The sequence below is a fragment of the Paraburkholderia sp. BL6669N2 genome (assembly GCF_003387275.1).
Classification (GTDB): domain Bacteria; phylum Pseudomonadota; class Gammaproteobacteria; order Burkholderiales; family Burkholderiaceae; genus Paraburkholderia.
Map to the genome: position 1 here is coordinate 4,578,745 of NZ_QUNA01000001.1, position 25,429 is coordinate 4,604,173.

Here is a 25,429-nt window from a genome sequence, read left to right on the forward strand (position 1 = left end):
GCGGGCGCCTCGTTACGCATCGGCCTGCGGGGAAGCGGGCCGCGCACGCTATCCACAGGACGTTCACCCCATGCTGTCCCCCTTCGCCCGCGCGGCGCTGCTCGCCTTTTCGAGCCTGCCGATCGTGGTGCACGCGCAAGCTGCGTCTCCATCTTCTGCTTCATCTGCTTCGTCTTCGTCGGCGGATTCTTCGAGTTCGGTGTCCTCTTCGGCGGTGCTGTCGCCCGTGGTGGTGACCGCGGATCGCGGGCCGCAAGCGCTCGCCGACACGATCCCGCAGACCTCGCTGTTCGATCAGCAGGATATCGCCGACACCACCGCGACCGATTTGCCGGGCCTCCTGCAACTCGCGCCCGGCGCGCAAATCTCGCGCACGGGTGGTCCCGGTTCGACGACGAGCCTCTCCTTGCGCGGCGCGTCCTCGACGCAATCGCTGCTGCTGATCGACGGCGTGCGCGTCGATTCGGTGAGTCTGGGTGCCCCGCAACTCGCGCAGATTCCACTCGACCAGATCGATCACGTGGAGGTGGTAAACGGCAACGTGTCGGCGTTATACGGCTCGGGCGCGATCGGCGGTGTGGTGCAGGTGTTCACGAAAAGCGGCGGCGATCACCCGCCGCGTTTCAATTTTTCGCTCAGCTACGGCAGCTATCACACGCAGACGCAGCAGGCGGGCGTGAACGGCGCATTGGACCAGGACGGCAATACCACCTTCAGCATTTCGCTCGCGCGTTCGAAGGACGACGGCTTCTCGTCGCTGAACACGAAGGAGGCGCCCAGCGCCAATCCGAACGCGAACGGCTATCTGAACGAGAGCATCTCGGCTTCGCTGCGCCACAAGTTCAACGACAAATGGGACGCGGGCGCCAGCTACTTTCAGTCGAACGGCAACAACAGCTACGACAACGCGTACGGCGTGCCGACCGATGTGAACAACCTGTATAGCAAGGTGCGCCAGGTCTCGGTGTTCGCGAACGGCAAGCTGACCGACTGGTGGACCACGCACTTCATCGTCGCCGAAGGCGACGACCGCAGCGTGTCGAACACCAACGGCGTGTACAACGGCCGCTTCGATACCGACAATCGCCAGTACACATGGCAGAACGATTTCGCGCTGGCCGCGCAGCAGAAACTGCAGGTCGGCTATGAGCATCTCGATCAAAGCCTCGATTCGGACACGTTCGAGGCGCCGGACCGTCATGTGGATTCGGGCTTCGCCGGCTATACGGGACGCTTCGGGCGCAACCAGTTTCAGGCCAACGTGCGGCGCGACCAGTATTCCGATTTCGGCGGAGCGAACAGTTACTATCTCGGCTACGGTTTCGACATCACCGGCCATTGGAAGGTGACCGCAAGCTATTCGGATTCGTTTCGCGCGCCGAGCTTCGACGATCTGTACTATCCGATCAGCGGCAATCCGTCTATCCAGCCGGAGCGCAGCCATTCGATCGAAGCCGCGCTGCAGTACGCATCGAATGCGCTCGGCGTGATGCGCCTTTCCGCATTCCAGACGCGCTATTCGAATCTGATTAACTACGAGCAGGTGACGCCCGGCATCTATCTGGCCGAGAACGTCGGGCATGCGAAGGTGCAGGGCATCGAAGGATCGTGGAGCGGCCATGTCGGCAAGACGGACGTGCGCGCGTCGCTGACGCTGCAAAATCCCGTCGACCTCGACAACGGTGCCGACCTCGTGCGGCGCGCCCGGCGCTTCGGGGCGCTGACGGTGAACCGCAGCATCGCCGGGTGGCGGGTGGGCGGCGAGTGGATCGTGAGCGGCCCGAGCAACGACAGCAGCGGCAAGCTGGGCGGCTATGGCGTGGTGAATCTGTCGGCGCGCTACAACATCACGAAAGCATGGTACGTGGCCGCGCAAATCCAGAATCTGTTGGACAAGGACTATGAAACGGCCTACTCGTATAACTCGCCACGGCGTGGTGCGTATCTCACGGTTGGTTGGCAGCAGCAGTGATGCTTGCGCCCTCTCGCTGAGTTCGCGCGGATGAATCGCCACTCGAGTTCGATGCCCGCGACACTGCGCGTGATGAGCGCGAAGCGCGCGGCCGCGATCTGGCTGGCGCTCGCCCTGATTGCGGCGGCGGTGCTGATGGCCTCGCTCGCGCTCGGCAGCGTATCGCTCGCGCCGATGCGCGTGCTGGCGGCGCTGATGCCGTCGCATGCGCCGTCTGTCGGTGCCGCCGACCTGACTTCGGAAATCGTCCGCACGTTGCGATTGCCGCGCGCGGTGGCCGGCTTCGCCTGCGGCGCGTTGCTCGCGTTGGCCGGCGCGTTGCTGCAGGTGCTGTTGCGCAATCCGCTGGCCGAGCCTTACGTATTGGGCGTATCGGGCGGTGCGGCGAGTTTCGCGCTGGTCGCGATGATCGCCGGTTGCGCATGGTGGGTCGTCGACGCAAGCGCATTCGCCGGCGCGTTCGTGTCGATCCTGCTGGTGCTCGGCCTCGCGCGCCGCGAGTTGTGGCGCGGCGAACCGCAGGACACGTCGCCGCGTTTGCTGCTGACCGGCGCGGTGATCGCGGCGGGCTGGGGCGCGCTGATTACTTTGCTGCTCAACCTCGCGCCCGATAACCGCTTGCGCGGCATGCTGTTCTGGCTGACCGGCGACCTCAACGGCGGCGCGATGCCGTGGACGGCGCTCGTCGCGCTCGTCATCGTGCTGGTTGCGATCGTGCCCGCCGCGCCGCGTCTGAATGTGCTGCTGCGTGGCGACGCCGCCGCGCAGGCATTAGGCGTCGCGGTGATGCCGCTGCGTCTGCGGGTGTATCTGGCGGCCTCGCTCGCCGCGGCCGCGGCGGTGACGACGGCGGGCACCATCGGCTTTGTCGGACTGGTCGTGCCGCACATGCTGCGGCTCGCGTTCGGCAACGATCAGCGCATGCTGCTGCCGGCCGCCGCACTCGGCGGCGGCGTCGCGGTGATGGGCGCGGACCTGATCGCGCGCACCGTGATCGCGCCGGCGCAGTTGCCCGTAGGCGTGATCACGTCGATCATCGGCGTGCCGGTGTTTCTGTGGATGCTGCTGCACAGGCGCCGATGATGCAAACCCGTCACGCTCCTTCTCATGAGGCTACCCTCAGCGCGCAACGTCTGACCTTGCGCGTCGGCGCGCGCACTTTGCTCGACGCCTTCACGCATACCTTCTACGCCGGCGAGATCTGGTGCATCGCCGGCCCGAACGGCGCGGGCAAGACGACTTTGCTCTCCACGCTCGCGGGTTTGCTGCAACCGTCGGCGGGACATGTCGAACTCGATGGCGTGCGCCTCGCCGACTGGCCGCCAATGCCGCTCGCGCAACGCCGCGCGCTGATGCCGCAAAGCGCGCCCGACGCATTCAGCGCGAGCGTGCTCGATATCGTGATGCTGAACCGCTTCCCGCATCTCAGCGGCTGGGGCTGGGAACGCGAAGCCGATCGCGAAGCGGCGCACGCGGCGCTGGATCTGTTGGGACTCGCCGCATTCGCCGCGCGCGATGTGCTGTCGCTCTCGGGCGGCGAGCGGCAACGCGTGGCGCTGGCGGCGGTGCTGTGCCAGGACGCGCCGTTGCTGTTGCTCGACGAACCGTTGTCGCATCTCGATCTGCATCATCAGATCGACTGCCTCGAAGCGCTGGCCACGTGGACGCGCGAGCCTGGGCGTACAGTGATGTTTTCGTGCCACGACCTGAACCTCGCGCGCCGTTTCGCGACGCATGCGCTGCTGCTCGACGGCGCGGGCGGCGTGTATGCGGGACCGGTGCACGACGTGCTGACGCCGACGCTGGCGAGCCGTGCATTCGGCTACCCGTTGATTCTGATTCGCGACGGCGAACACGAGGCGCTGATTCCCGCGCCGCGCGCGCGTCACGAATCGCCTGCCGGCCATGACACGCCGGCAAGCTGACCGCTTCATTCCAACATTCTCTTTCAAACACGCTCATGACTTCATTGCCACGCTTGCCCGGATTGCCCGGATTGCCCGAAGTCGAACCGCTCGATCAAACGCTGCGTGACGAGTTGCAGCACATCATCGATACCAAGACGAAGCCGCCCGGCAGTCTCGGCCGGCTCGAAACGCTCGCGCGCCAGATGGGCCTGATCCAGCGGACCACGCATCCCGCCGTGACGCGCCCGGCGATGATCGTGTTCGCCGGCGACCACGGCGTTGCCGAGGAGGGCGTGAGTCCTTATCCGCAAGCGGTGACCGCGCAGATGGTCGCCAACTTTCTCGCGGGCGGCGCGGCGATCAATGCGTTGAGCCGCGTCTCGGGCATCGAACTCGAAGTCGTCAACGCGGGCATTGCGACGCCGTTGCCATCCACTGCGGGTCTTATCGACATTCCGATTATGGCCGGCACCCGCAACTTCGCGCGCGAACCGGCCATGAGCCGCGACCAGGCAATCGCCGCGATGCAGGCGGGCGCGGCGCGCGTGCGGCATCACGCGGCGCTCGGTACCAATGTGATCGGCTTCGGCGAGATGGGGATCGCGAACACCTCGGCGGCCGCGTGTCTGATGAGCCGCTTGTGCGGCGTGCCGATCGACGAATGCGTCGGCCGCGGCACGGGGCTCGACAACGCGGGGCTCGCCAGGAAGCGCAACGTGCTGGCGTCGGCGCTCGCGCGTCACCCTGTGTCCAGCGATCCGCTCGACGTGCTCGCCACTTTCGGCGGCTTCGAGATCGCGATGATGGCAGGCGCGTATCTCGCGGCCGCCGAGGCGCGCATGACGATTCTGGTCGACGGCTTCATCGGCACCTCGGCCTTGCTGATCGCCGACGCCTTCGCGCCGAGCGTGCGCGAGTACTGTGTGTTCGCGCATGCGTCGAACGAAGCGGGGCATCGGCGCATGCTCGATCATTTCGGCGCGCTGCCGTTGCTGTCGCTCGACATGCGGCTCGGCGAAGGCACCGGCGCGGCGCTCGCGGTGCCGTTATTGCGCGCGGCAACGGCGTTCATCAACGAAATGGCGAGCTTCGAATCGGCCGGCGTCGCGAATCGCGATGCGTGATCCGCTCGATCGCTCAGACAGAAACGCACGCCTCGCACAATCATGAATCCGCTCGCTGAACTGCGGTACTTCTTCACAGCGCTCGGCTATTTCACGCGCGTGCCCGTGCCGCGCTGGGTCGGCTATGAGCCGCACTATCTGAACGCGGCGGCGCGTTATTTTCCGCTCGTCGGCGTATTGATCGGCGGATTGAGCGCACTGGTCTATCTCGCCGCGCTGCGTGTATTTCCTGCGGGCGTGGCGGTGCTGTTGTCGATGGCCGCGTCGCTGCTCGTGACCGGCGCGTTTCACGAAGACGGCCTCGCCGATTGCGTCGATGCGTTCGGTGGCGCCTATACGCGCGAAGACGTATTGCGAATCATGCATGATTCACGCATCGGTGCTTTCGGTGCTGTCGCGCTCGTCGTCGCACTTGCGTTGAAGTGGCAAACGCTCGCTGCGTTGCCGCCGATGCGCGCCGCAAGTCTGATGATTGCCGCGCACGCGGCGAGCCGCACGTGTGCGATCAGCTACCTGGCCACGCTCGATTACGTGCGCGCGGAAGGCAAGGCCAAACCGGTCGCGCAGCGACTGAGTGTGGGGGCGTTCATGTGCGCCGCGATGTTCGGTTTGCCGTGGTTGCTGTGGCCGAATGGGCTCGCCGCGCCGGACTGGCGCTTCGCGGGTTCAGTGGTTGTGGTTCTGGTCGTACTTCGTATCGCGATGGGCCGTTATTTCGTCAGACGCATTGGCGGGTATACCGGCGACTGCCTCGGCTTCGCGCAGCAAGTTTTTGAATTGAGCATCTACCTGGTGGGGCTCGCATGGATATCGTCCTGATTCGTCATCCCGCGGTCGCGCTCGACGCGGGCGTGTGTTACGGCCACAGCGACGTGGCGCTCGCCGAAGATGCCGAGGTGTCGTCGACGACACTTGCCCTGAAGCTCGCGACCTTGCAGGTGCCCGCGCCACGCGTGCTGATGTCGAGTCCGCTGAAGCGCTGCTCGGCGCTCGCCGCCGAGTTGGCGAACGACTTCGGCAGCGTGGTCAGTCACGACGACCGGTTGATGGAAATGGATTTCGGCAACTGGGAAGCGCAGCGCTGGGATGCCATCGATCGCGAATTGCTCGACGACTGGGCGGTCAACTTCGAACACGCGCGGGCGCATGGCGGCGAAAGCGTCGCGCAGTTCGTCGCGCGGGTGCGGGCATGGCTCGACGCATTCGCGCTCACGCGAGAGTTGTCGCCGGCTTATGTGGTCACGCATGCGGGCGTGATGCGGGCGATTGCGTCGATCGTGCTGGACGTGCCGCTGGAGCGTTGTTTGCGATGGTCGCTTGATACGACCGGGATCGTCTGGTTGCGCAGAAACGATGAAACGCAGCAGTGGGTGCTGGTGCGGTGGAATGCGTGAGGCGCGTTGCGCCTGAGCGTCTTCGCGTTACTGCGCGCCGGGCTTCCTGCGTGAACGCGCTACTTCGAGGTCCTCGCACATTTGCTTGGCGCCTTGCGCAATGCGAGGCGCGGGGCGGTTGATCAGATCGCCGTCGATCGCGAAGAGGTTGTTGTTTGCCACGGCGGTCAGGCTCGGCCATGCGCGCCATGTGCCGAGTTGCGGCAAGGTGGTGTCCGGCCTGGTCGCGCCCGGTGCTGCGGTGACGATTGCTTCCGGATTCGCGGCGAGCACCGCTTCCGTCGACACCGTCGGCACCAGCGGCTCGAGTCCGGCGAACACATTGCGGCCGCCGCACAGCGCGATGACGTCGCTGACCATATGCTTGCCGTTGAGCGTCATCAACGGTTGATCCCACACCTGATAGAACACGCTGACGGGCGGCCGGCTCGCGTACTGGGTGCGCAGCTTCGCGATGTCCTGGCGATAGGCGGCCGCCGCCGCATCCGCGGTCGATGACGTGCCCAGCAATTGTCCGAGTTTCGTCAGCGACACGGCGACGTCGTCGAGATGATGCGGCTCGCTGAAGAACAACGGAATGTGCATCTCGCGCAGGCGATCGAGCTGACGCTGCGCATTGCCATGCCGCCACACCACGATCAGATCGGGTTTGAGCGCGACGATGCGTTCGAGATCGAGCGCCTTGTTATCGCCGACGCGCGGCAACTGTTTCGCCTCGGTCGGATAGTCGCTGTACGAGACGGCGCCGACCACTTTCGCACCAGCGCCCGCGGCGTACAGCAATTCGGTGACGTGTGGCGCGAGGCTGATGACGCGTTGCGCGGGAGCGGGCAGCGTGACGGTTGCGCCGGTGTCGTCGACGACGGAGATGGCGGCATGAGCGTGTAGGGCGATGATGAAGAGTGCGGAGGCGAGGGCGAGTCGGTTCATCGGTGAGGCTGCGGGGCGCGGAATGATGGTGGGAGCGAGTTCGACTTTCTGAATCAACCCGCTCGTGTGGGATCGATTTCTCGTGCGGCTTCGCGCAAGCTTTCTTCAAAGCGTGCCCATTCAGCTTCGCTCGCGGGCAAGCCGAATCGAACGCTGCCCGACGATGTGAATAGACGCGTCCACACGCCGCGTCGCGCGAGGGCTGCATGCAGAGCGGCCGCGCGTGGGTCGTCGGTCCACGCGAAAAGCGGCGTGCTGCGGGTGTTGAAACCTTGCGCATGCAACAGACCGGTCAGCCGCGCGCTTTCGGCATCGAGTCGTGTGCGCATATCACGTTGCCAGGCTTCATCGGCGAATGCGGCTTTGACCACGTGACGGGCTGGACCACTGACCGTCCACGCGCCGAGCGCGCCGCGCAACCTTTGGAGCAAAGCAGGCACGCCGAGTACAAATCCCGCGCGTACACCGGCGAGGCCGAAAAATTTTCCCGGCGAGCGCAACACGATCAAGCCGTCGCGATGCGTGCTCCCCGCGAGCGAGGCAGCCGGCATCGTATCGGCGAAGGCTTCATCGACCAGCAGCGTGCCGCCGCGCGCGCTCAGCTGTGCATGCCAGTGCAGCAGCCTGGCGGCGCTCAGATGCGCGGCGGTCGGATTGTTCGGATTCACGACGACTACATGCATGAGCGCTTCGGGCAACGTTTCCCACGCGACGTCGAGCGGCATCACTTCATGGCCGCTGCGCTCGAATGCGGGCGCGTACTCGCTATACGTAAGCGGCGCGATGCCGACGCATGCGCGCGGCAGCAGCGCGGGCAGCGCGCGAATCGCCGCCTGGCTGCCGGCGACCGGCAGTACATGCGTCGCGTCGGGCGCGCCGTAATAGCGCGCGGCGCACGCGGCGAAATCGTCGCCTTCGTCGGGCAGACGGCGCCAGGCATCGGCGGGGACCGGCGGGACCGGATAGCCGTGCGGATTGATACCCGTCGAGAGGTCGAGCCACTGTGCGTACGGAATGTCGTAGCGCCGCGCCGCTTCGTGCAGATTGCCGCCATGCACGACCGCATCTATCGCGGCGAATGCTTCGCCGCCCACGTGGACATTCACTGAATCAACCATGAAACGGTACGCTTAACAACGCCAGCACGATCAACACCGCAAGCCACAGAATCACCGTGCGCTCGACCAGCATCAACGCGGCGCTCACGTGACTGGCTTTCGCGGTATGCCCGAAGCCGAGCGTCGGCCGGTGTTCCAGCGCGCCGTGATACACCGCCGGCCCGCCGATCAGCACGTTCAGGCTGCCCGCGCCGGAAGCCATCACCGGCCCGGCGTTCGGGCTGTCCCACCTTGGCGCCTGCTCGCGCCAGCAGCGCCACGCGGTGCGTGTGTCGCCGAGCAACGCGTAGCTGGCGGCGGTCAGGCGCGCGGGAATCCAGTTGAGCACGTCGTCGATACGCGCGGCGGCCCAGCCGTAGCGCAAATAGCGCGGCGTGCGATAACCCCACATCGCGTCGAGCGTGTTGGCGAGGCGGAACGCGAGCGCGCCCGGACCGCCCGCAATGGCGAACCAGAATAGCGCGCCGAAGATCGCGTCGTTGCCGTTTTCGAGCGCCGATTCGACGGCGGCGCGCGATAACGCACCTTCGTCGGCGTCCGCGGTTTCGCGCGAGACGATGCGCGCGGTCAGCAAACGCGCTTGCGGGAGATCACGCTGCACCAACGCCTGCGCGATCGGCGCAATGTGCTCGTGCAGACTGCGCGCGCCGAGCGCGAACCACAGCAGCAGCACGTGTACCACGCAGGCCGCGTAAAACGGCAGCACGGCGATCAGACACCACGCGATCAGCACCGGCGGTACGATGGCCAGCGACCACGCCAGCAGACCTTTGAGCCGCAAGCGCCGCCCGGTGTTGTAGCGTTTTTCCAGGCGCTTCGCCCAGTTGCCGAAGCCCACCAGCGGATGCGCCGCGCGCGGCTCGCCGAACCAGCGGTCGACTGCGACGCCCGCGGTGGCCAGCGTCACGAGAAGCGGGAGCGAGAGCATCACGCGTGGCTCGCGGTTTTCAGCGCGAGCGGCAAACCGGCGACCATCATCGTGGCCTGAGTGCTCAACGCGGCGATGCGCTGGTTGAGCCGGCCGAGTTCATCGACGTAAAGACGCGTGGCCGCGCCGAGCGGCACCACGCCCAGGCCGATTTCATTGCTGACCACGATGAGCTTGCCTTTGGCGTTAAGAAGCGCTGATTCGAGCGCGGCGACGTGCGCGTGATAGCGCTCGAGCGGCAGAGCGTCGCTATCTGGCGGACACAACAGATTGGCGAGCCACAACGTGAGGCAATCGATCAGGATGCAGTGGCCGGACGCGTCGTTTCGAGTCACGGCGCCGGCGAGATCGACGCCCGCTTCGAACAGTTGCCAATGCCCCGGCCGCCGTTCGCGATGATGCGCGATGCGCGCGCGAAATTCGGCGTCGTCCGTCACGCGCGCGGTGGCGATGTAGGTGACGGGGAGGGCGCTGTCGGCGGCAAGCTGTTCGGCGTGCAGGCTTTTGCCTGAGCGGGCGCCGCCGAGTACGAAGGTGAGGTCGCGGGGAGTCATCGCGTGATTGTACCGGCGTGCAGCGCGGGCCGGCGCGATGGGATAATGCCGCGTTTGACGGGTTTGGTGCGAACGACGCGAACTACGCGACGCGAGTGGCATGCATGCGTTTAGCCGCGTTCCACACCCCGCGCGCAGTGTCGCCGCGTTGCCGCTTGCTTCACTGCTTAACCCAATCGACTCACTGTTCACCGCCAAGCCCGAGATTCCGTGACCACCACTTCGACCCCGCCTGTCGCCGTACCCGTGCCCCGCGGCACGCTGATGATTCAGGGCACCACGTCCGATGCCGGCAAGAGCACGCTGGTCGCCGGTCTGTGCCGCCTCGCGCGCCGCGCCGGAGTGCGGGTCGCGCCGTTCAAGCCGCAGAACATGGCGCTCAACAGCGCGGTGACGGTGGACGGCGGCGAGATCGGCCGCGCCCAGGCTTTGCAGGCGATCGCCGCGGGCATTGCCGCGCACACGGATCTGAACCCGGTGCTGCTCAAGCCGACCAGCGACCGCGGCGCGCAAGTGATCATCCATGGCAAGGCGCGCATGAATCTCGACGCGCGGGCGTATCACGACTACAAACCCGTCGCGTTCGAAGCGGTGCTGCAATCGTATGCGCGTCTGCAGGCGGCGTACGAGACGATATTCGTCGAAGGCGCGGGCAGTCCCGCGGAAATCAATTTGCGTGATCGCGATATCGCCAACATGGGTTTCGCGGAAGCGGTCGATTGTCCGGTCGTGCTGGTCGCCGATATCGACCGCGGCGGTGTGTTCGCCCATCTCACGGGCACGCTCGCGTGCCTGTCGGAGAGCGAGCAGGCGCGAGTGCGCGGGTTCATCATCAACCGTTTTCGCGGCGACGTCAGTTTGCTAAAGCCCGGCCTGGATTGGCTCGAAGCGAAGACCGGCAAGCCGGTGCTCGGCGTCGTGCCGTACCTGCACGGCCTCACGCTCGACGCCGAAGACATGCTGCCGCCCGAGTTGCGCGCGGCGCACAGCGGCGGCGCGGCACGCATGCTGAGAGTGGTTGTGCCGGTGCTGCCGCACATCAGCAATCACACGGATTTCGACGCGCTGCGCGCACATCCGCAGGTCGATTTTCATTACGTGCGTAGCGGCACGCCACCTCCGCCGGCTGATCTGATCATTCTGCCGGGCTCGAAAAACGTGCCTGGCGATCTGGCGTTTTTGCGCGCGCAAGGCTGGGACGCGGTGCTGCAAAAGCATTTGCGTTACGGCGGCCGCGTGATCGGCATTTGCGGCGGCATGCAGATGCTTGGGCGTGAAGTGGCCGATCCGCATGGTGTCGAGAGCGCGCCGGGGACGTCGGCCGGACTCGGCTGGCTCGAGTACTCGACAGTGCTCACGCGCGACAAGACGCTCAAGAACGTCACCGGGCACCTCGCGTTGCCGGGCTCGCCCGAAGTGGCCGGCTACGAGATCCATATGGGCGAAACGCGCGGCCCGGCGCTCGACATGCCCGCGCTGCGCTTGGGCGATGCGCAGGCGGCGCATCCCGACGGCGCGATTTCCGCCGATGGCCAGATTCTCGCGACATACGTCCACGGGTTGTTCGACACGCCGGCCGCCTGCACCGCGTTGCTCGCATGGGCGGGATTGCGCGATGCCGAGGAAATCGACTATCCGGCGTTGCGCGAGGCGTCGCTGGAACGTCTTGCGGATACGCTTGCGAAGCATCTCGATCTGCCGAAATTGTTTGCGGCGATTGGGTGACCTAGCATCCGGCGCGGCGGGGTTGTGGGTCGATTAAATCCTATCGAGAAATAATCAAAGCCCGCAAGAAGGTTTTTTGCCGCATATGGTTCGAATAGAGTTCCGACATCGACGGCCGGTTCCAGGCTGTCCCTCTCTCAAGGATCTCGTCATGAACTCGAATCGCTCCGCCGATCTGGCCGCTCTGCTTCTTCGCGTCGCCTTGGGCGTGCTGTATCTTGCTCACAGTCTGCAGAAGATTTTCGTCTTCACGCTGCCCGGCACGGCACAGTTCTTCGTTTCGCTCGGCTTGCCGGGTTGGCTCGGCTATGTGACGGCGTTCGTCGAGCTGTTCGGCGGCATCGCGCTACTGCTCGGCGTGCAGGTCCGCTGGGTCGCGCTGGTGCTGCTGCCGTTCATGCTCGGCGCGATGTCGCAGCATCTGCATAACGGCTGGGGCTTCGCGTCGCCGCATGGCGGCTGGGAGTATCCGGCGTTCTGGGCGGTGACGTTGGCGGTGCAGTCGCTGCTCGGCGGCGGGGCGCTGGCGTTCGGTGGGGCGAGGGCGCCGCGGGCGGTGGCTGCCTGATCGGCCTGGCCCAGTAAGGCCAAACCCAGTCAAAAAAAGCACGCGTCCGGAAGGCCGCGTGCTTTTTTCATGGCGCGGCGCCCGTGGCGCCGGCTTCACGCAATCAATACAACACCATCTGCGTACAGCGAAACAGCGCCATCGTCTTGCCGTTCGGATCGGTGACCGTGGCGTCCCACACCTGCGTGCTGCGCCCAAGATGCACGCCCGTCGCGACCGCGCGGATCGTTCCCTCCGTCGCCGTGCCGAGAAAATTGCTTTTCAGCTCGATGGTCGTGAAATTGCGCGCCGTCTCCGGCAAGTGGGCGAGGCAGGCGTAACCGCAGGCGGTATCGGCGAGACCGATCACGGTGGCGGCGTGCAAAAAGCCATTCGGCGCGAGCAATTCCGTGCGCACGGCCAATTCCGCGGTCAGGACGCCTTCTTCCAGCGACAGCACATGCACGCCCAGCAAGCCGGGCAGCGAGCCTTTCTGGCGTTCGTGGAGACGTTCGACGGTGTATTCCGGGCGCAGTTTGCTCATGAGATTCGGGTCCTCGATGGAAAAATCGGCGGGCACGGCGGCCGAATAGCCGTTTGGGGGCTTCGGCCAACGTGCATTTGTCGATATTATCAACGGCTGGATCAGCAGGTGGCACTGAACCCGGCACGAATCCGGGCACACTTGCGCATGTCAAAGCAACTACGCGGCAAACCGGCTGGCGGCGCCCAGCCTTCTTTCCGGGAGAATTCATGACGGTGATCGTGGTGGCGAATCCGAAGGGCGGCGTGGGCAAAAGCACGCTGTCGACCAATCTGGCCGGCTATTTCGCCGCAGCCGGCGAATGGGTCGCACTGGCGGACCTGGACAAACAGCAGTCCGCGCACGCGTGGCTGTCGTTGCGGCCCGACACGCTGCCGGCCATCGAAACCTGGGAAGTCAATCAGGACGCGCCGGCCAAACCGCCCAAAGGGCTGGAGCACGCGGTGATCGACACGCCGGCCGGGCTCCACGGCAATCGTCTGGGTATCGCGCTGGATCTGGCCGATAAGGTGATCGTGCCGCTGCAGCCGTCCATGTTCGATATTCTCGCCACCCAGGAATTTCTCGAACGGCTGGCCAAGGAGAAGGCCGTCAGGAAAGGCGCGATCGAAATCGGCGTGGTGGGCATGCGCGTGGATGCGCGCACGCGCTCGGCGGAACAACTGCATCGTTTCGTCGAGGGTTTGAAACTGCCGGTGCTGGGCTTTTTGCGCGACACGCAGAATTACGTGCAACTGGCGGCCCACGGGCTGACCCTGTGGGACGTCGCGAAAAGCCGTGTGGAGAAGGATCTGGAGCAGTGGCAGCCGATCCTCGAATGGACTAACGGGAGCGGCAAGAAAGGATGAAGCGGGCAGACGGGCCGCGGCGCCCGCTACACCGTGATGCAGCCCACGTTATAAGTATTTGGTCGCTTCGCGAAGGGCGCGCGCCAGTGGTCTTACAAGGGGCTCAAGTCCAGACTGAAGTTTGACGCCCACGCCTTAACCCGGCCAAAAAGAAGCGTTCAGCGCGGCGACCAGACGAGGGCTCAAGCGAACTACAGGGCGTTCAGGTCCAGTTCTGCGTCGGCACGTGATCGCGGCTGCCCTTGATCTTGTTGTTGTCGTCCACGAATACCAGGTCCGGCTTCCAGCCGGCCTTCAGTTCCGCTTCATCCACTACCGCGAACGCCGCGATGATCACCAGATCGCCCAGCTGCGCGCGCCGTGCGGCGGAACCGTTCAGCGAAATCATGCCGCTGCCGCGCTCGCCCTTGATCGCGTAGGTCGAGAAACGCTCGCCGTTGTTGATATTCCAGATGTCGATCCGCTCGTTCTCGACGATATTCGCCGCTTCCAGCAAGTCTTCGTCGATCGCGCACGAGCCTTCGTAGTGCAGCTCGCAGTGCGTGACCGCGACGCGATGAATCTTCGACTTCAGCATGTTGCGTTGCATGACCAATCCTGTGTGATTTCTTATGCGTGTCTACGCTATCTGAGACGGCTTCAGATTTCGAGGTTGTCGATAAGACGAGTGGCGCCGAGCTTGGCGGCCGCCAGCACGACCAGTTCCGCGTTCGCGTCTTGCGGACCCGGCGGCAGCAGATTCGAGCGCTTGCGCACCGCGATGTAATCCGGCTGCCAGCCGCGCGCGGCCAGGGCCGCCATCGCCGCCTGTTCGACCTTCGCGAAGTCGCGCTCGCCGGAAAGCACGGCGTCGCGCACGCGATTCAATTCAGCGGCCAGCTTCGGCGCTTCGGCGCGCTCGGCGGCCTGCAGATAGCGATTGCGCGAGCTGAGCGCGAGCCCGTCGGTGTCACGCACGGTTTCGGCGGCGATGATGTCCGTGGGCAGCGCGAACTGGTTGCACATGCGGCGCACGATCATCAACTGCTGGTAATCCTTCTTGCCGAATACGGCGACGCGCGGCTGCACGCACGACATCAGCTTCATCACCACCGTGCACACGCCCTGGAAGAAGCCAGGCCGGAATTCGCCTTCGAGGATATCGCCCAGATCGTGCGGCGGATGCACGCGGTACTCCTGCGGCTCCGGATACAGGTCCTTTTCCGTGGGCGCGAACAGCACGTAGACGTTTTCCTTCTGGAGCTTTTCGATATCCGCTTCCATGGTGCGCGGGTATTTGTCGAAATCCTCGTTCGGACCGAACTGCAGCCGATTGACGAAAATGCTTGCCACCACCGGATCGCCGTGCTGGCGGGCGAGACGCATCAGCGACAGATGGCCCTCGTGCAGATTGCCCATGGTCGGCACAAAGGCCGTGCGATTCTGGCCGCGCAACTGGTCGCGCAATTCATGGATCGAGCTGATGACTTTCATGATCGGACAGGGATTTCCTCGCGCGGCGCGAGACTGGCTGGACGCAAAACCCTACGGAATCGCGCGGGCCGCCGCCTCACTGGCAATGACAGGTTCGGAGCGCGGGATTGTAGTGGATTTGCGTGGCCGCCGCACCGAAAAGAGGCGGCTTTTCCCATCGGGTTAAATCCTGATATGCGGGATTTCGCCCCGTTCAAGGCCGTCAGGCGGGCAGATAGGCGAGGCGCACATAAATCGGCGCGAAGGGTTCCGCCTGGGTGATTTCGACGAGCGTTTCGCGGCACAGCTCGAGCACGGCGATGAAATTCACCACCACCACCGGCACGCCCTTGCTCGTGTCGAACAGGTCGGAGAATTCGATGAAGCGCGCGTTCTGCAGCTGCCGCAGGATCGAGCTCATATGCTCGCGCACCGACAGCTCTTCGCGCGAAATCTTGTGATGCTGGACCAGCTTGGCGCGCTTGATCACGTCGGCCCACGCGGCGCGCAGGTCTTCGCTGTTCACGTCGGGAAAACGCGGCGTGATGCTTTGCTCGATGTAGACCTCGGCGCGCAGGAAATCGCGCCCGAGTTGCGGCAACTGGTCGATACGCTGCGCGGCGAGTTTCATCTGCTCGTATTCGAGCAGGCGCCGCACGAGTTCGGCGCGCGGATCTTCGGCTTCCTCGCCGCTGTCGGCTTTCTTGACCGGCAGCAGCATGCGCGACTTGATCTCGATCAGCATCGCGGCCATGAGCAGATACTCGGACGCGAGTTCGAGATTGGTCTGGCGCAACTGGTCGACATAGCCGAGGTATTGCACCGTGACGTCCGCCATCGGGATGTCGAGCACGTTGAAGTTCTGCTTGCGGATCAGGTACAGCAACAGATCCAGCGGTCCTTCGAACGTTTCGAGAAAGACTTCGAGCGCGTCCGGCGGAATGTACAGGTCCGTCGGCAGCTTGAAGAGCGGCTCGCCGTACAGGCGTGCGAACGCAATGCCGTCGACGGTGTCCGGTGTCGAATCGGTGGCGGGCGCGGCGAGCGCGGCGTCGGCGGGGGCCGGCGGTGCGCCGTGGGCCTCGTCGGCGTGACTCACGCGCTTAGAAGTTTTGATAGTACGAGTAAGGCGTCTGTTCTACGCGCGAGGCTTTCTGCTCGGCGCGTTCTTCCAGGTCGATCGGCTGTTTGTCCCACAGCAGCGCGCGGCCGCGGCGTTGTTCGGCTTCCAGATTGGGCTTCTGTTGCTTGAGCTGGTTCAAGAACTGGGTGATGTCCGATTGATACATGGCTCGACGTCCGTGATATGGGAATTGGCGGCTGCCCGGCGCGCATTTGCGTAGCTCGCATCTGGGTTGTTTCGTCGCACGGTGCCGCTGCTATTCCATAATTTTACCGCATGCGCGGCGCGGGGGCGAAAAACGGCGGCATAGCCGGGCGGGCGGCGCATGAAAATAGCTGGAACCCGCGTGGCGCGGCGCGCGTCCAAGGCGGGCGCGTTGGCGGCTGGCGTGCCGCGGACGTTGTTTTAGAGATCTGGCGGCGTCGCGCCGATGTGGTCAAATAGCGTGCTTCGGCCGCCGCGGCGCGCCTGAGCGACAAAATTCATCAACCACGGCCGGAGGTCCTGTTTGGCGGGGTGCGCGATCGACAAGCCGCGGCTGCGGCGCGGCAAGGCCGGTTCCGGGTCTGGGCATCGCACGCCCATGCGGCACTGGCTGCGCACGTGGCTGGCATTTGGCCTCGTCATGCTGACGCTGGCAACCGGCAACGCTCATGCAGCGAAAGCGGCGGCCAGCTACAAGGTCGACATCGAAGCCACGCCGCGCTCGCTGCGCAAGCTGCTGGAAGCGCATCTGGATATCGCGCGTTTCGCCAAACGCCCCGACATCAGCGACGACCAGTTCGAGTTTCTGATCACTGCCACGCCCCAGCAAGTGCGAGATCTGGCTTCCACACAGGGCTATTTCACGCCGGTCGTGCGCACGGATGTGCGTACCGTCGACGACGCGAAGCGCGTCACGGTGAGCGTCGATCCCGGTCCGCAGACCGTCGTCTCATCGGTTTCGCTGTCGTTTCGCGGGCCGGTGCTGACCGAAGATCCTGAGCAGGAAAACACCGCGCGCTTCGCATTTTCGCTGCACGAAGGCGATCCGTTCTCGCAGGGCGATTGGGACGATGCGAAAAACGCGTCGCTCAAGGCCTTGCAGGCGCGTCGCTATCTGGGCGCGAAGGTCTACCACTCGGAGGCACGAGTCGATCCGCGCACGCACGAGGCCAAACTGACGGTCACGTACGACAGCGGGCCGACCTTCACGATGGGCAAGCTCGACGTATCGGGCACGCGCCGCTATCCGGAACAGATCGTCGAGAACGTGAATCCGATTTCGGTGGGCGATATCTACGACGTTCAGCGCATCACCGAATTGCAGCGGCAGTTGCAGAACACGCCTTACTACGCGAGCGTCGCGATCGACGTGAACAGCGACCCGGCCAAGCCGGTCGAGACGCCGGTGCACGTGAAGGTGTCCGAATATCCGTACAACAGCATTCGAGGCGGCGTCGGCTATTCGACGGACAACGGTCCGCTGGTCCAGGGTTCCTATTCGTATCTCGACACGTTCGGCAAGGCGTGGCCGTTCACCATTCAGGGTCGCGTCGACCAGATCCAGCAATACGGGCAAATCCAGCTCGCCATGCCGCCGGGGCCGCGTGCGTGGACCAATAGCATGCTGGCGTCCTACACCACCACCGACGTATCCGACACGCGTATTTACAGTATCCGCGGCGGCGTGCAGCGGGCCCGGACCTCGCAATTCATCGACTACAACTACTCGCTCCTGTACTACCAGGACCGGCTCGATCAGAATGCGGCGGAGCCGACCACGAGCCGCGCGCTGGTGCCGTCCTGGTCGTGGACCCGGCGCCATACCGACGACCCGTTGTTTCCGCGCAGCGGCAACCTGATTCACGTCGAGGCGGGTTTCGCGGTCAAAGGCGTGCTGACCGACCAGACCTTCATTCGCGGCTACGCGCGCGGTCAGCAGTATCTGCCGATCGGCAAGCAAGACCTCGTGCTGATTCGCGCCGAACTCGGCGGCGTGTTCACGAGCGGACCTTCGAGCGGCATTCCGGCGTCGCTGCTGTTTCGCGCGGGCGGATCGAATTCGGTGCGCGGCTATGGCTATCAGAGCATCGGTAACAGCGTCGATGGTTCGGTGCTGCCCACCAAGTATCTCGTCACGGGCTCGGCCGAGTACCAGCACTGGTTCAATCACGACTGGGGCGCAGCTGCGTTCTTCGACGTCGGCACCGCCACGGACACATGGGGCGAAAAAGTCTTTTATCCCGGCGTCGGCGTCGGGGCGCGCTGGCGCAGCCCGGTTGGCCCGGTCAACGTCGATCTCGCCTACGGCATTCGCAACAAAAGCGTGCGGCCGTATCTGACGCTGGGCATTGCCTTCTGATGACAACCTGCTTCCACATGATCCACGCATGACCACGGACGTTTCCACACAACCTCCGGTGCAGCCTCCCGGCGCTAATCCGCCAGGAGAGCCGCCGGGACAGCAGCCGCCGCCCGGGGCGCCGCCGCCCAGGCGCCGCCTCGGCCGGTTGCTGCTGAAAACGTTCGCGTGGATGGTGGCCGTGCTGGTGTTGTTGCTCGCGTTGGGAGTGGGGTTGCTGTACGGCGCGCTGACGACCGAGCGCGGCACCGCCTATGCCTGGCAGGCGGCAGTGAAGCTGCTGGGCGGCAAACTGAGCGGCACGCTGGAGCGAGGGACGCTCGCCAATGGCCTGCAATTGCGGCAAGTACGCTGGCGCAGCCTCGACGGCAGCGGCACCGATATTCAGATCGACCGCGTGGCGGGCCGCTGGGCGCTCGCGCGTGAGCCGTGGCGATTCACGATCGACTATCTGCATATCGGCACGGTGGACGCGCGCATCGGCTCTTCGTCGTCGAGCAGCAGCGGGCCGGTGAAGCTGCCGCAGGATTTGCGCTTGCCGATGCAGCTCGACGTCCGCGACGTCCAGGTCGACAAGCTGCTGCTGCATCAGGGCGCGTCGACAACCGAATTCTCGCGCTTCGTCTTTCATGGTCGCAGCGACGGGCGCCATCACGAAGCCGCGATCGAGCGGCTGGATACGCCGTTCGGGGCGGTGACGGCGGCCGCCAAACTCGACGGTGTGCGGCCGTTTCCGTTGAGCGGGGAGATCGGCTATTCGGGGAAGGTGAACGACGAAGCGGTGCAGGTGGGCGGCCATCTGAGCGGCTCGTTGGAGAATCTCATCGCGGAACTCGACGCTAGCGGCATGAAGCTCGCCGGTCATGCGCGGGTCGAGGCTACGCCCTTCGGCGACGTACCGCTGCAGCGCGCCACGCTGACTTTCGATCACATCAACCCACAGGCTTTCGCACCTGGTGCACCGCTGGCCGATCTGGCCGTGCGGGCGGAGTTGCAGCCGGTGGGGCAGGGTGCGGCGGGGGAGGTCGTGCTGGGGGCGAGTGGGGCGGCGGGGGCGAGTGTCGCGAGTGCCGCGAGTGCAATAGGCGCTGCGTCCGGGACAGGTGCGGCAAGTGGGGCGAAGGCAGTGAGAAAGCCCGCGCGTTCGGCGAGTGCTGGTCGTTCGGCGACTGCTAGTAACACCGCGAACACCGCTAGCGCAGCCGACACCCGCAGCCGCGCCGCCCGCCAAAGTGCCCTCACAAGCGCAAGCCAAGCCGCGAGCGCAGCGCAACCGCCCGTGGCGCAAAACGGAAAAAGCAACCTCCAATCCGCCGCGACTTTCGCCGTCGCCGGCCATGTGTCGATCGTCAACGCCAAACCCGGCGCGATCGACCAGAACCTGCTGCCGCTGATCGACGCCAACGCGGACGTGCGGCTCGACGCCCAGGCGCAGCGCATCTCGAACCTCGCCGTGCGGATCGTGAAGAACGCTACGCTCACCGGCGGCGGTACGCTATCCGGCAAGCGCGGACAGTTCGATCTGCGCGTCGCCAATCTCGACCTGAACGCGCTGCAGGCGACGGTGCGGCCCACGCAGCTGTCCGGCCCCATCGGTGTGCGCCTGAACGACGATGTGCAGAGCCTCACGCTCGATCTCGCCGACCCGAAAGCGGCGTTGCGCGCCCAGGGCAAGGTGACGTTCGATCCCGCCCGCATGAGCTTCAACGACGTGCGCATCACGTCGGGCAAAGGCCGCATCGACCTGTCCGGGGCGCTCAAGCACGACGCGAATTCCACCTACAACCTGAAAGCGCAACTGACCGATTTCGATCCGTTGACGCTGACTTCGCAGATGCCGTCGCGCAAGCCGGTAGCCGAAGCGGCGCCGGCAGCGAACCAGGCCAGAAACAGCAAAACCGCACAGGCCGCGGCCGCGCAAGCGGGCAGCACGGCCGGCGCAAAATCCGCGGCGCCCGCCGATAAAGCCGCCGCCGCCGTGAAAAACACCGCCAAAGCTGCGGTCAAAACCGAAGTAGTCGAGCGCAAAACGCCGCCGCCAAAGAAACGCGGCGCTCCGCCCGCCCGCAAGATCGAAGCGCGCGTGACCGGCACGCTCACCGCCGCCGGCGTGCTCGGTCCAGTCTTCACGACCAAGGCCGAATTCAAGCTCGGTCCGAGCGTCTACGACGGCCTGCCGCTGACCGGCGGCGGAACCATCCAGCTGGCGGGCTCGCGGATTTTGCCGAGCCGCGCGAACCTCTCGGTGGCGGGCAATCAGGTGGATCTGCAGGGCAGCTTCGGCGCACGCGGCGACCGGCTGAAGTTCCACGTCGACGCCCCGGCGCTGGAACGCCTCGGCTTCGGTCTCGCGGGACTTATCGCGGCCGACGGTGACGTGACCGGCTCGTTCGCGCATCCGAACGTCGTGCTGAACTACAAGGCGGACAGCGTGGTGTTCAGCAGCAACCACATCGGCCATGCGGAAGGGCACGCCGAATTGCGCGACGGCGCGAACGGCGCGCTCGTCTTCACCACCGACGCGCGCAATGTCAGCGCGGGCGGCGTCGATCTGAGCACGCTCACGGCACGTCTGTCCGGCACGCGCGCCAATCACACGCTCGAGGCCGCGGCCACCGGCAAGTTGCAGGAGCGTCCGCTCGATCTCACGCTCGCCGCCAACGGCAAGCTGACCGAAGCGCGCGACGGCACGCGCTGGGACGGCACCGTCACGCGCTTGCAGAACCGCGGCACGCCGGCGTTGAATCTCGAGTCGCCGCTCGCCGTCAGCGCCGGGCCGGACCGCCTGACGCTCGGCACGACCCGGCTGACGCTCGAAGGCGCTGTGTTGAGCCTGAAAACCTTTGCCTTCGACCACGGCAAGGTTCAGTCGGCAGGCAGTCTGACCGGCATCTCGGTCGCGCGTTTGCAGGACCTGCGGCGCGAGATCACGGGCGAGCCGCCGCACGTCAAAACGGATCTGGTGTTCGACGGCGACTGGGACTTCGCGCTCGGCAGCACGGCGACCGGCCACATCCAGTTGCAGCGCCGCAGCGGCGACGTCACGGTTGAAATCGGCCGGGGGCTCGCGTCTCTCGGTATTTCGAGCATCGCCGCGCGCGCCGAGTTCAGCGGCGGCAACCGGCTCAACGCCACCGTGCACGCGCAGGCGAGCCGCATCGGCGTGATCGACGCCGACGCGCACACCACGCTGGTGATGCGCGACGGCTTCCTGACCCTCAACGAAGACGGCGCGCTCACCGGCAATGTGAACGCCAACGTGCCGTCGCTGAAAACGACCGGCGGCCTGTTCGGCCCGAGCTATCTGCTCGACGGCCACCTCGCGCTCAAGCTCGCGCTCGGCGGCACCGTCGCCAAACCGAACCTGACCGGCTCGCTGCTCGGCGACGGCCTGTCCGCGACCATGGTCGATCAGGGCGTGCAGTTGAAGGACGGCGTGGTGCGCATCGCGCTTTCGCACAATCTGGTCGACTTTCAGCAGGTTGAATTTCACGGCGCAAGCGGCACCCTGCGTGCCACCGGGCGTGTGCGTCTGGACGGCGCGGAGCCTGATCTGACCGCGAGCATCGTCGCGGACAAGCTCGAACTGTTTGCCGCGCCGGATCGTAACTTGTCGCTGTCGGGCAGCGCGAGCGTCGCGAACGCCGGCGCGCAGGGCGGCATGGCGATCAACGGCAAATTCGTGGTCGATCATGCGTTGTTCGACATGCCGGAGCAGTCCGCGCCGAAGCTCGGCGACGACGTCGTGGTGGTGCGCCCGGACGGTTCGGTGGCGGGCGAGCGGCCGCGGCCCGTGCCCGGCACCAACAAGCCGATCGGTCCGTTTGCGCCGCGCGCCAATATCGACATCAGCCTTGGCAACAACTTCCGTTTTCGCGGCCAGGGCGCCGACCTGGGCCTGACCGGCACGATCACGGCGATGAGCGCGCCGGATCTTCCGCTGCGCGCGGTGGGGAACGTGCGCGTCACGCAAGGCTCGACCTACACGGCGTTCGGCCGCAAGCTCAACATCGAGAACGGTTTCTTCACGTTCAACGGGCCGGTGGCCAATCCAGGCATCAATATCCTGGCCATGCGCCGCAACCAGCAGGTCGAGGCGGGCGTGCAGGTCACGGGCACGGTTCAATTCCCGACGGCGAAGCTGGTGTCCGAGCCGAACGTGCCGGACAACGAAAAGCTCTCGTGGCTGCTGTTCGGCCACGGCACGGATCAGGGCAACAACCTCGGTCAGCAAAGCACCATGACGACGGCGCTCGCGCTGCTCGGCAGCGCGAGCGGCAAGCGGATCGCGCAGACGTTCGGGCTTGACGAATTTTCGGTCGGGCAGAGCGAAGTCGGCTTGACCGATCCGCAAGTGGTGATGGTGTCGAAGGCGATCAACGAGCGGCTCGTGATCGGCTACGAACAGGGGCTGCAGTCGGCGAGCAATGCGATCAAGGCGACGGTCAACCTGACGCGGTACTGGTCGGTCGGGGCTTACGGCGGCACGTTCACCGGCGTCGAACTGTTTTACACGCGCCGCTTCGACCGGATTCGGTGGTGATGGGTTGATCGGCTGCGCTTGAATCTTCGCGCCCGGGGTCAAAAAAAACGGCACGCCTTTTTAGGGCGTGCCGTTTTTTTATGCTTGCTTGCTGCGTGAGACGCCGCGCGCTTCTTACTTCACGCGCATGCCCGGCTTCGCGCCGCTGTGCGGCTCCAGAATGTACAGGCCCGGTTCCGCTTTTTCGTCGGTGGCGGAGGCGGCCAGCACCATGCCTTCGGACAGGCCGAACTTCATCTTGCGCGGCGCGAGGTTGGCGACCATCACCGTCAGCTTGCCGACCAGTTGCTCCGGCTGATACGCCGACTTGATGCCCGAAAACACGTTGCGGGTTTTCTCTTCGCCGATGTCGAGCGTAAGCTGCAGCAGCTTGTCCGATCCCTCCACCGCCTTGCACTCGACGATCTTCGCAATGCGCAAATCGATTTTCGCGAAGTCGTCGATCGAGATGATGCCGGACGTTTCGTCCTTGTCGGCGGCGGCTGCTTTCGCTGCCTTCGACTTGCCTTTGGCATCGGCCGGCGCGGTTGCTTCCGGCGTGGCTTGCAGCGAGTCGCTATTGGCGGCGATCAGCGCGTCGATCTGCTTCGAATCGACGCGCGTCATCAGATGCTTGTACGCGTTGATCGGGCGCGTGGAGCTAAGCGGCACGTTGGCGTCGGCCCATACCAGCGGTTCGATGCCGAGGAAGCCTTCGACCGCTTCGGCGAGCTTTGGCAGCACCGGCTTGAGCGCCAGCGACAGCAGACGGAACGCTTCGATGCTCACGCTGCACGTTTCATGCAGCGCGACGCCGTTCGCCGGATCTTTGGCCTGATCCCACGGCTTGGCGGTATCCACGTATGCATTCACGGCGTCGGCCAGTTCCATGGTCTGACGCAGGGCGCGGTTGTACTCGCGCGCTTCGTAGTTCGCGGCGATTTGCGGCACGGCGGCGCGCAGCGAGGCGAGCAGCGGATGCTGCATTGCGCTGTCCTGCACGCGGCCGTCGAAGCGCTTGATCAGGAAGCCGGCGGCGCGGCTCGCGATGTTCACATACTTGCCGACCAGATCGCTGTTCACGCGCGCCTGGAAGTCGTCGAGGTTCAGGTCGAGGTCTTCCATCGTGCTGTTCAGCTTGGCCGCGAAGTAGTAGCGCAGCCATTCCGGATTCAGGCCCGTGTCGATCACGCTCTGCGCGGTGATGAAGGTGCCGCGCGACTTCGACATCTTCGCGCCGTCCACGGTCAGGAAACCGTGCGCGAACACGTTGGTCGGCGTGCGGTGGCCCGAAAACTCGAGCATGGCCGGCCAGAACAGCGTGTGGAAATACAGAATGTCCTTGCCGATAAAGTGATACTGCTCGGCAGTCGAACCCTTGCGAACCCACGCGTCGAAGTCGAGGCCGCGTTTTTCGGCGAGATTCTTGAAGCTCGCGTAATAGCCGACCGGTGCGTCCAGCCACACGTAGAAATACTTGCCCGGCGCGCCCGGAATTTCGAAGCCGAAATACGGCGCGTCGCGCGAGATGTCCCAGTCGGCGAGCTTGGCTTCGCCGGCGTCGCCGAGCCATTCGCGCATCTTGTTGGTGGCTTCCGGCTGCGCCAGGCCGCCCACCCATGCGCGCAGGAAATTCTCGCAACGCGGATCGGAGAGGCGGAAGAAATAGTGCGTCGACGTCTTGCGAATCGGCGTGGCGCCGGAGACGACCGAGTAGGGATTGATCAGCTCGGTGGGCAGGTAAGTCGAGCCGCATACTTCGCAGCTGTCGCCATACTGGTCTTTGGCGCCGCATTTCGGGCATTCGCCCTTGATGAAGCGATCCGGCAGGAACATTTCCTTGACCGGGTCATACGCCTGTTCGATATCGCGCGCGTCGATCAGGCCCGCTTCCTTCAGAGCCAGATAGACGTTTTCGCTGAGAACGCGGTTCTCTTCAGAGTCGGTCGAGTAGTAATTGTCGAACGAAATTCCGAAGCTGTCGAAGTCGCGCTTGTGTTCCTGCCAGACGCGGTCGATCAACTGCTTCGGCGTGAGACCTTCCTTCTCCGCGCGCAACATGATAGGCGTGCCGTGCGTGTCGTCGGCGCCCACGTAATAGACCTCGTGTCCGTGCATTCGCAACGTCCGGACCCAGATGTCCGTCTGGATATATTCGACCAGATGGCCAATATGGATTTGCCCGTTCGCATAGGGAAGGGCCGACGTGACAAGAATCTGGCGACGGCCTGACGGCGCGCCTGCGGAGAGATCGGTTACGGGTGCTGACATAAGGATGGTGGGAGCCTGCGGTGGGACGAAAGGTTGATTCTAGCAGGGCAGGCGCCCGGCGCGGGGCGGGCCGCCTGGGCGCGGCGTGAGTCGCTGCGGGCCGGACGGTGTGTAAACCGAGCGCCC

At 65.1% G+C, this 25,429-nt stretch carries 21 protein-coding genes; 11 read left to right on the plus strand and 10 right to left on the minus strand.

Going from position 1 to position 25,429, the window contains the following annotated elements; genetic code table 11:
• Positions 1–70: 70 nt before the first annotated feature.
• Genes B0G80_RS20690 through cobC form a run of 6 tightly spaced genes read left to right on the plus strand, consistent with a single transcriptional unit; the run spans position 71 to position 6,397 of the window.
• A complete protein-coding gene (locus B0G80_RS20690; protein WP_116119230.1) occupies positions 71–1,972 on the plus strand; it encodes a TonB-dependent receptor domain-containing protein in 1,902 nt (633 codons plus the stop codon).
• Positions 1,973–2,002: 30 nt separating this feature from the next.
• On the plus strand, positions 2,003–3,055 hold the full coding sequence (locus B0G80_RS20695; protein ID WP_116119231.1) for an iron ABC transporter permease: 1,053 nt from the start codon (positions 2,003–2,005) through the stop codon (positions 3,053–3,055).
• Positions 3,055–3,897, plus strand: a complete 843-nt coding sequence (locus B0G80_RS20700; protein WP_116119232.1) for an ABC transporter ATP-binding protein — start codon at positions 3,055–3,057, stop codon at positions 3,895–3,897. The genes B0G80_RS20695 and B0G80_RS20700 overlap by 1 nt, the downstream gene beginning before the upstream one ends.
• Positions 3,898–3,932: 35 nt before the next feature.
• Entirely contained in the window at positions 3,933–5,003 is a 1,071-nt protein-coding gene (cobT, locus tag B0G80_RS20705) for a nicotinate-nucleotide--dimethylbenzimidazole phosphoribosyltransferase (protein WP_116119233.1), read from the plus strand.
• Positions 5,004–5,045: 42 nt separating this feature from the next.
• The gene (locus B0G80_RS20710; protein WP_106279889.1) at positions 5,046–5,822 is read left to right on the plus strand and encodes an adenosylcobinamide-GDP ribazoletransferase; all 777 of its coding nucleotides are present in this window, start codon (positions 5,046–5,048) and stop codon (positions 5,820–5,822) included.
• Positions 5,807–6,397, plus strand: coding sequence for an alpha-ribazole phosphatase (gene cobC, locus B0G80_RS20715; protein WP_106279891.1), 591 nt, complete (start codon positions 5,807–5,809; stop codon positions 6,395–6,397). Before B0G80_RS20710 ends, cobC begins: the two co-directional genes overlap by 16 nt.
• A gap of 27 nt (positions 6,398–6,424) precedes the next feature.
• Here the strand turns inward: cobC and B0G80_RS20720 are convergent, their stop codons facing one another.
• The 4 genes from B0G80_RS20720 to cobU are packed head-to-tail and all read right to left on the minus strand — an operon-like array spanning position 6,425 to position 9,927.
• Entirely contained in the window at positions 6,425–7,327 is a 903-nt protein-coding gene (locus B0G80_RS20720; RefSeq protein ID WP_116119803.1) for a cobalamin-binding protein, read from the minus strand.
• Positions 7,328–7,380: 53 nt separating this feature from the next.
• Positions 7,381–8,445 carry a threonine-phosphate decarboxylase CobD gene (cobD, locus tag B0G80_RS20725; RefSeq protein ID WP_116119234.1) on the minus strand — a complete coding sequence of 355 codons (1,065 nt, stop codon included), beginning with the start codon at positions 8,443–8,445 and terminating at the stop codon, positions 7,381–7,383.
• Entirely contained in the window at positions 8,438–9,373 is a 936-nt protein-coding gene (gene cbiB, locus B0G80_RS20730) for an adenosylcobinamide-phosphate synthase CbiB (RefSeq protein ID WP_116119235.1), read from the minus strand. The genes cobD and cbiB overlap by 8 nt, the downstream gene beginning before the upstream one ends.
• Positions 9,373–9,927, minus strand: a complete 555-nt coding sequence (gene cobU, locus B0G80_RS20735) for a bifunctional adenosylcobinamide kinase/adenosylcobinamide-phosphate guanylyltransferase (protein ID WP_116119805.1) — start codon at positions 9,925–9,927, stop codon at positions 9,373–9,375. Before cobU ends, cbiB begins: the two co-directional genes overlap by 1 nt.
• A gap of 264 nt (positions 9,928–10,191) precedes the next feature.
• Here cobU and B0G80_RS20740 point away from each other — a divergent pair, with 264 nt between their 5' ends.
• Positions 10,192–11,652, plus strand: coding sequence for a cobyric acid synthase (locus B0G80_RS20740; protein WP_181920024.1), 1,461 nt, complete (start codon positions 10,192–10,194; stop codon positions 11,650–11,652).
• Between the two features lie 151 nt (positions 11,653–11,803).
• A complete protein-coding gene (locus B0G80_RS20745; protein ID WP_116119236.1) occupies positions 11,804–12,220 on the plus strand; it encodes a DoxX family protein in 417 nt (138 codons plus the stop codon).
• A gap of 103 nt (positions 12,221–12,323) precedes the next feature.
• On the opposite strand, the gene B0G80_RS20750 is transcribed toward B0G80_RS20745, so the two are convergent.
• Entirely contained in the window at positions 12,324–12,743 is a 420-nt protein-coding gene (locus B0G80_RS20750; protein WP_106279901.1) for a PaaI family thioesterase, read from the minus strand.
• 209 nt (positions 12,744–12,952) lie between these two features.
• On the opposite strand from B0G80_RS20750, the gene B0G80_RS20755 reads away from it, so the two are divergent.
• On the plus strand, positions 12,953–13,591 hold the full coding sequence (locus B0G80_RS20755) for a ParA family protein (protein WP_116119237.1): 639 nt from the start codon (positions 12,953–12,955) through the stop codon (positions 13,589–13,591).
• A gap of 202 nt (positions 13,592–13,793) precedes the next feature.
• Here B0G80_RS20755 and panD read toward each other — a convergent pair whose 3' ends face one another.
• The 4 genes from panD to B0G80_RS20775 all read right to left on the minus strand — a co-directional run bounded on the left by panD (position 13,794) and on the right by B0G80_RS20775 (position 16,332).
• On the minus strand, positions 13,794–14,180 hold the full coding sequence (gene panD, locus B0G80_RS20760) for an aspartate 1-decarboxylase (protein WP_012432059.1): 387 nt from the start codon (positions 14,178–14,180) through the stop codon (positions 13,794–13,796).
• A gap of 50 nt (positions 14,181–14,230) precedes the next feature.
• Complete coding sequence (gene panC, locus B0G80_RS20765) at positions 14,231–15,064, minus strand: pantoate--beta-alanine ligase (protein WP_116119238.1); 834 nt, start codon at positions 15,062–15,064, stop codon at positions 14,231–14,233.
• 202 nt (positions 15,065–15,266) lie between these two features.
• The gene (locus B0G80_RS20770) at positions 15,267–16,142 is read right to left on the minus strand and encodes a ScpA family protein (protein ID WP_116119239.1); all 876 of its coding nucleotides are present in this window, start codon (positions 16,140–16,142) and stop codon (positions 15,267–15,269) included.
• A 4-nt stretch (positions 16,143–16,146) separates the two neighbouring features.
• On the minus strand, positions 16,147–16,332 hold the full coding sequence (locus tag B0G80_RS20775; RefSeq protein WP_007175923.1) for a DUF3460 family protein: 186 nt from the start codon (positions 16,330–16,332) through the stop codon (positions 16,147–16,149).
• A 342-nt stretch (positions 16,333–16,674) separates the two neighbouring features.
• Here B0G80_RS20775 and B0G80_RS20780 point away from each other — a divergent pair, with 342 nt between their 5' ends.
• Together B0G80_RS20780 and B0G80_RS20785 are read left to right on the plus strand one after the other, a co-directional pair.
• Positions 16,675–18,510, plus strand: a complete 1,836-nt coding sequence (locus B0G80_RS20780) for an autotransporter assembly complex family protein (RefSeq protein ID WP_116119240.1) — start codon at positions 16,675–16,677, stop codon at positions 18,508–18,510.
• A 28-nt stretch (positions 18,511–18,538) separates the two neighbouring features.
• Complete coding sequence (locus tag B0G80_RS20785; RefSeq protein ID WP_116119241.1) at positions 18,539–23,053, plus strand: translocation/assembly module TamB domain-containing protein; 4,515 nt, start codon at positions 18,539–18,541, stop codon at positions 23,051–23,053.
• 114 nt (positions 23,054–23,167) lie between these two features.
• Here B0G80_RS20785 and metG read toward each other — a convergent pair whose 3' ends face one another.
• Positions 23,168–25,303 (minus strand): methionine--tRNA ligase, encoded by a 2,136-nt coding sequence (gene metG / locus B0G80_RS20790; RefSeq protein ID WP_116119242.1) that lies wholly within the window; start codon positions 25,301–25,303, stop codon positions 23,168–23,170.
• Positions 25,304–25,429 lie beyond the last annotated feature (126 nt).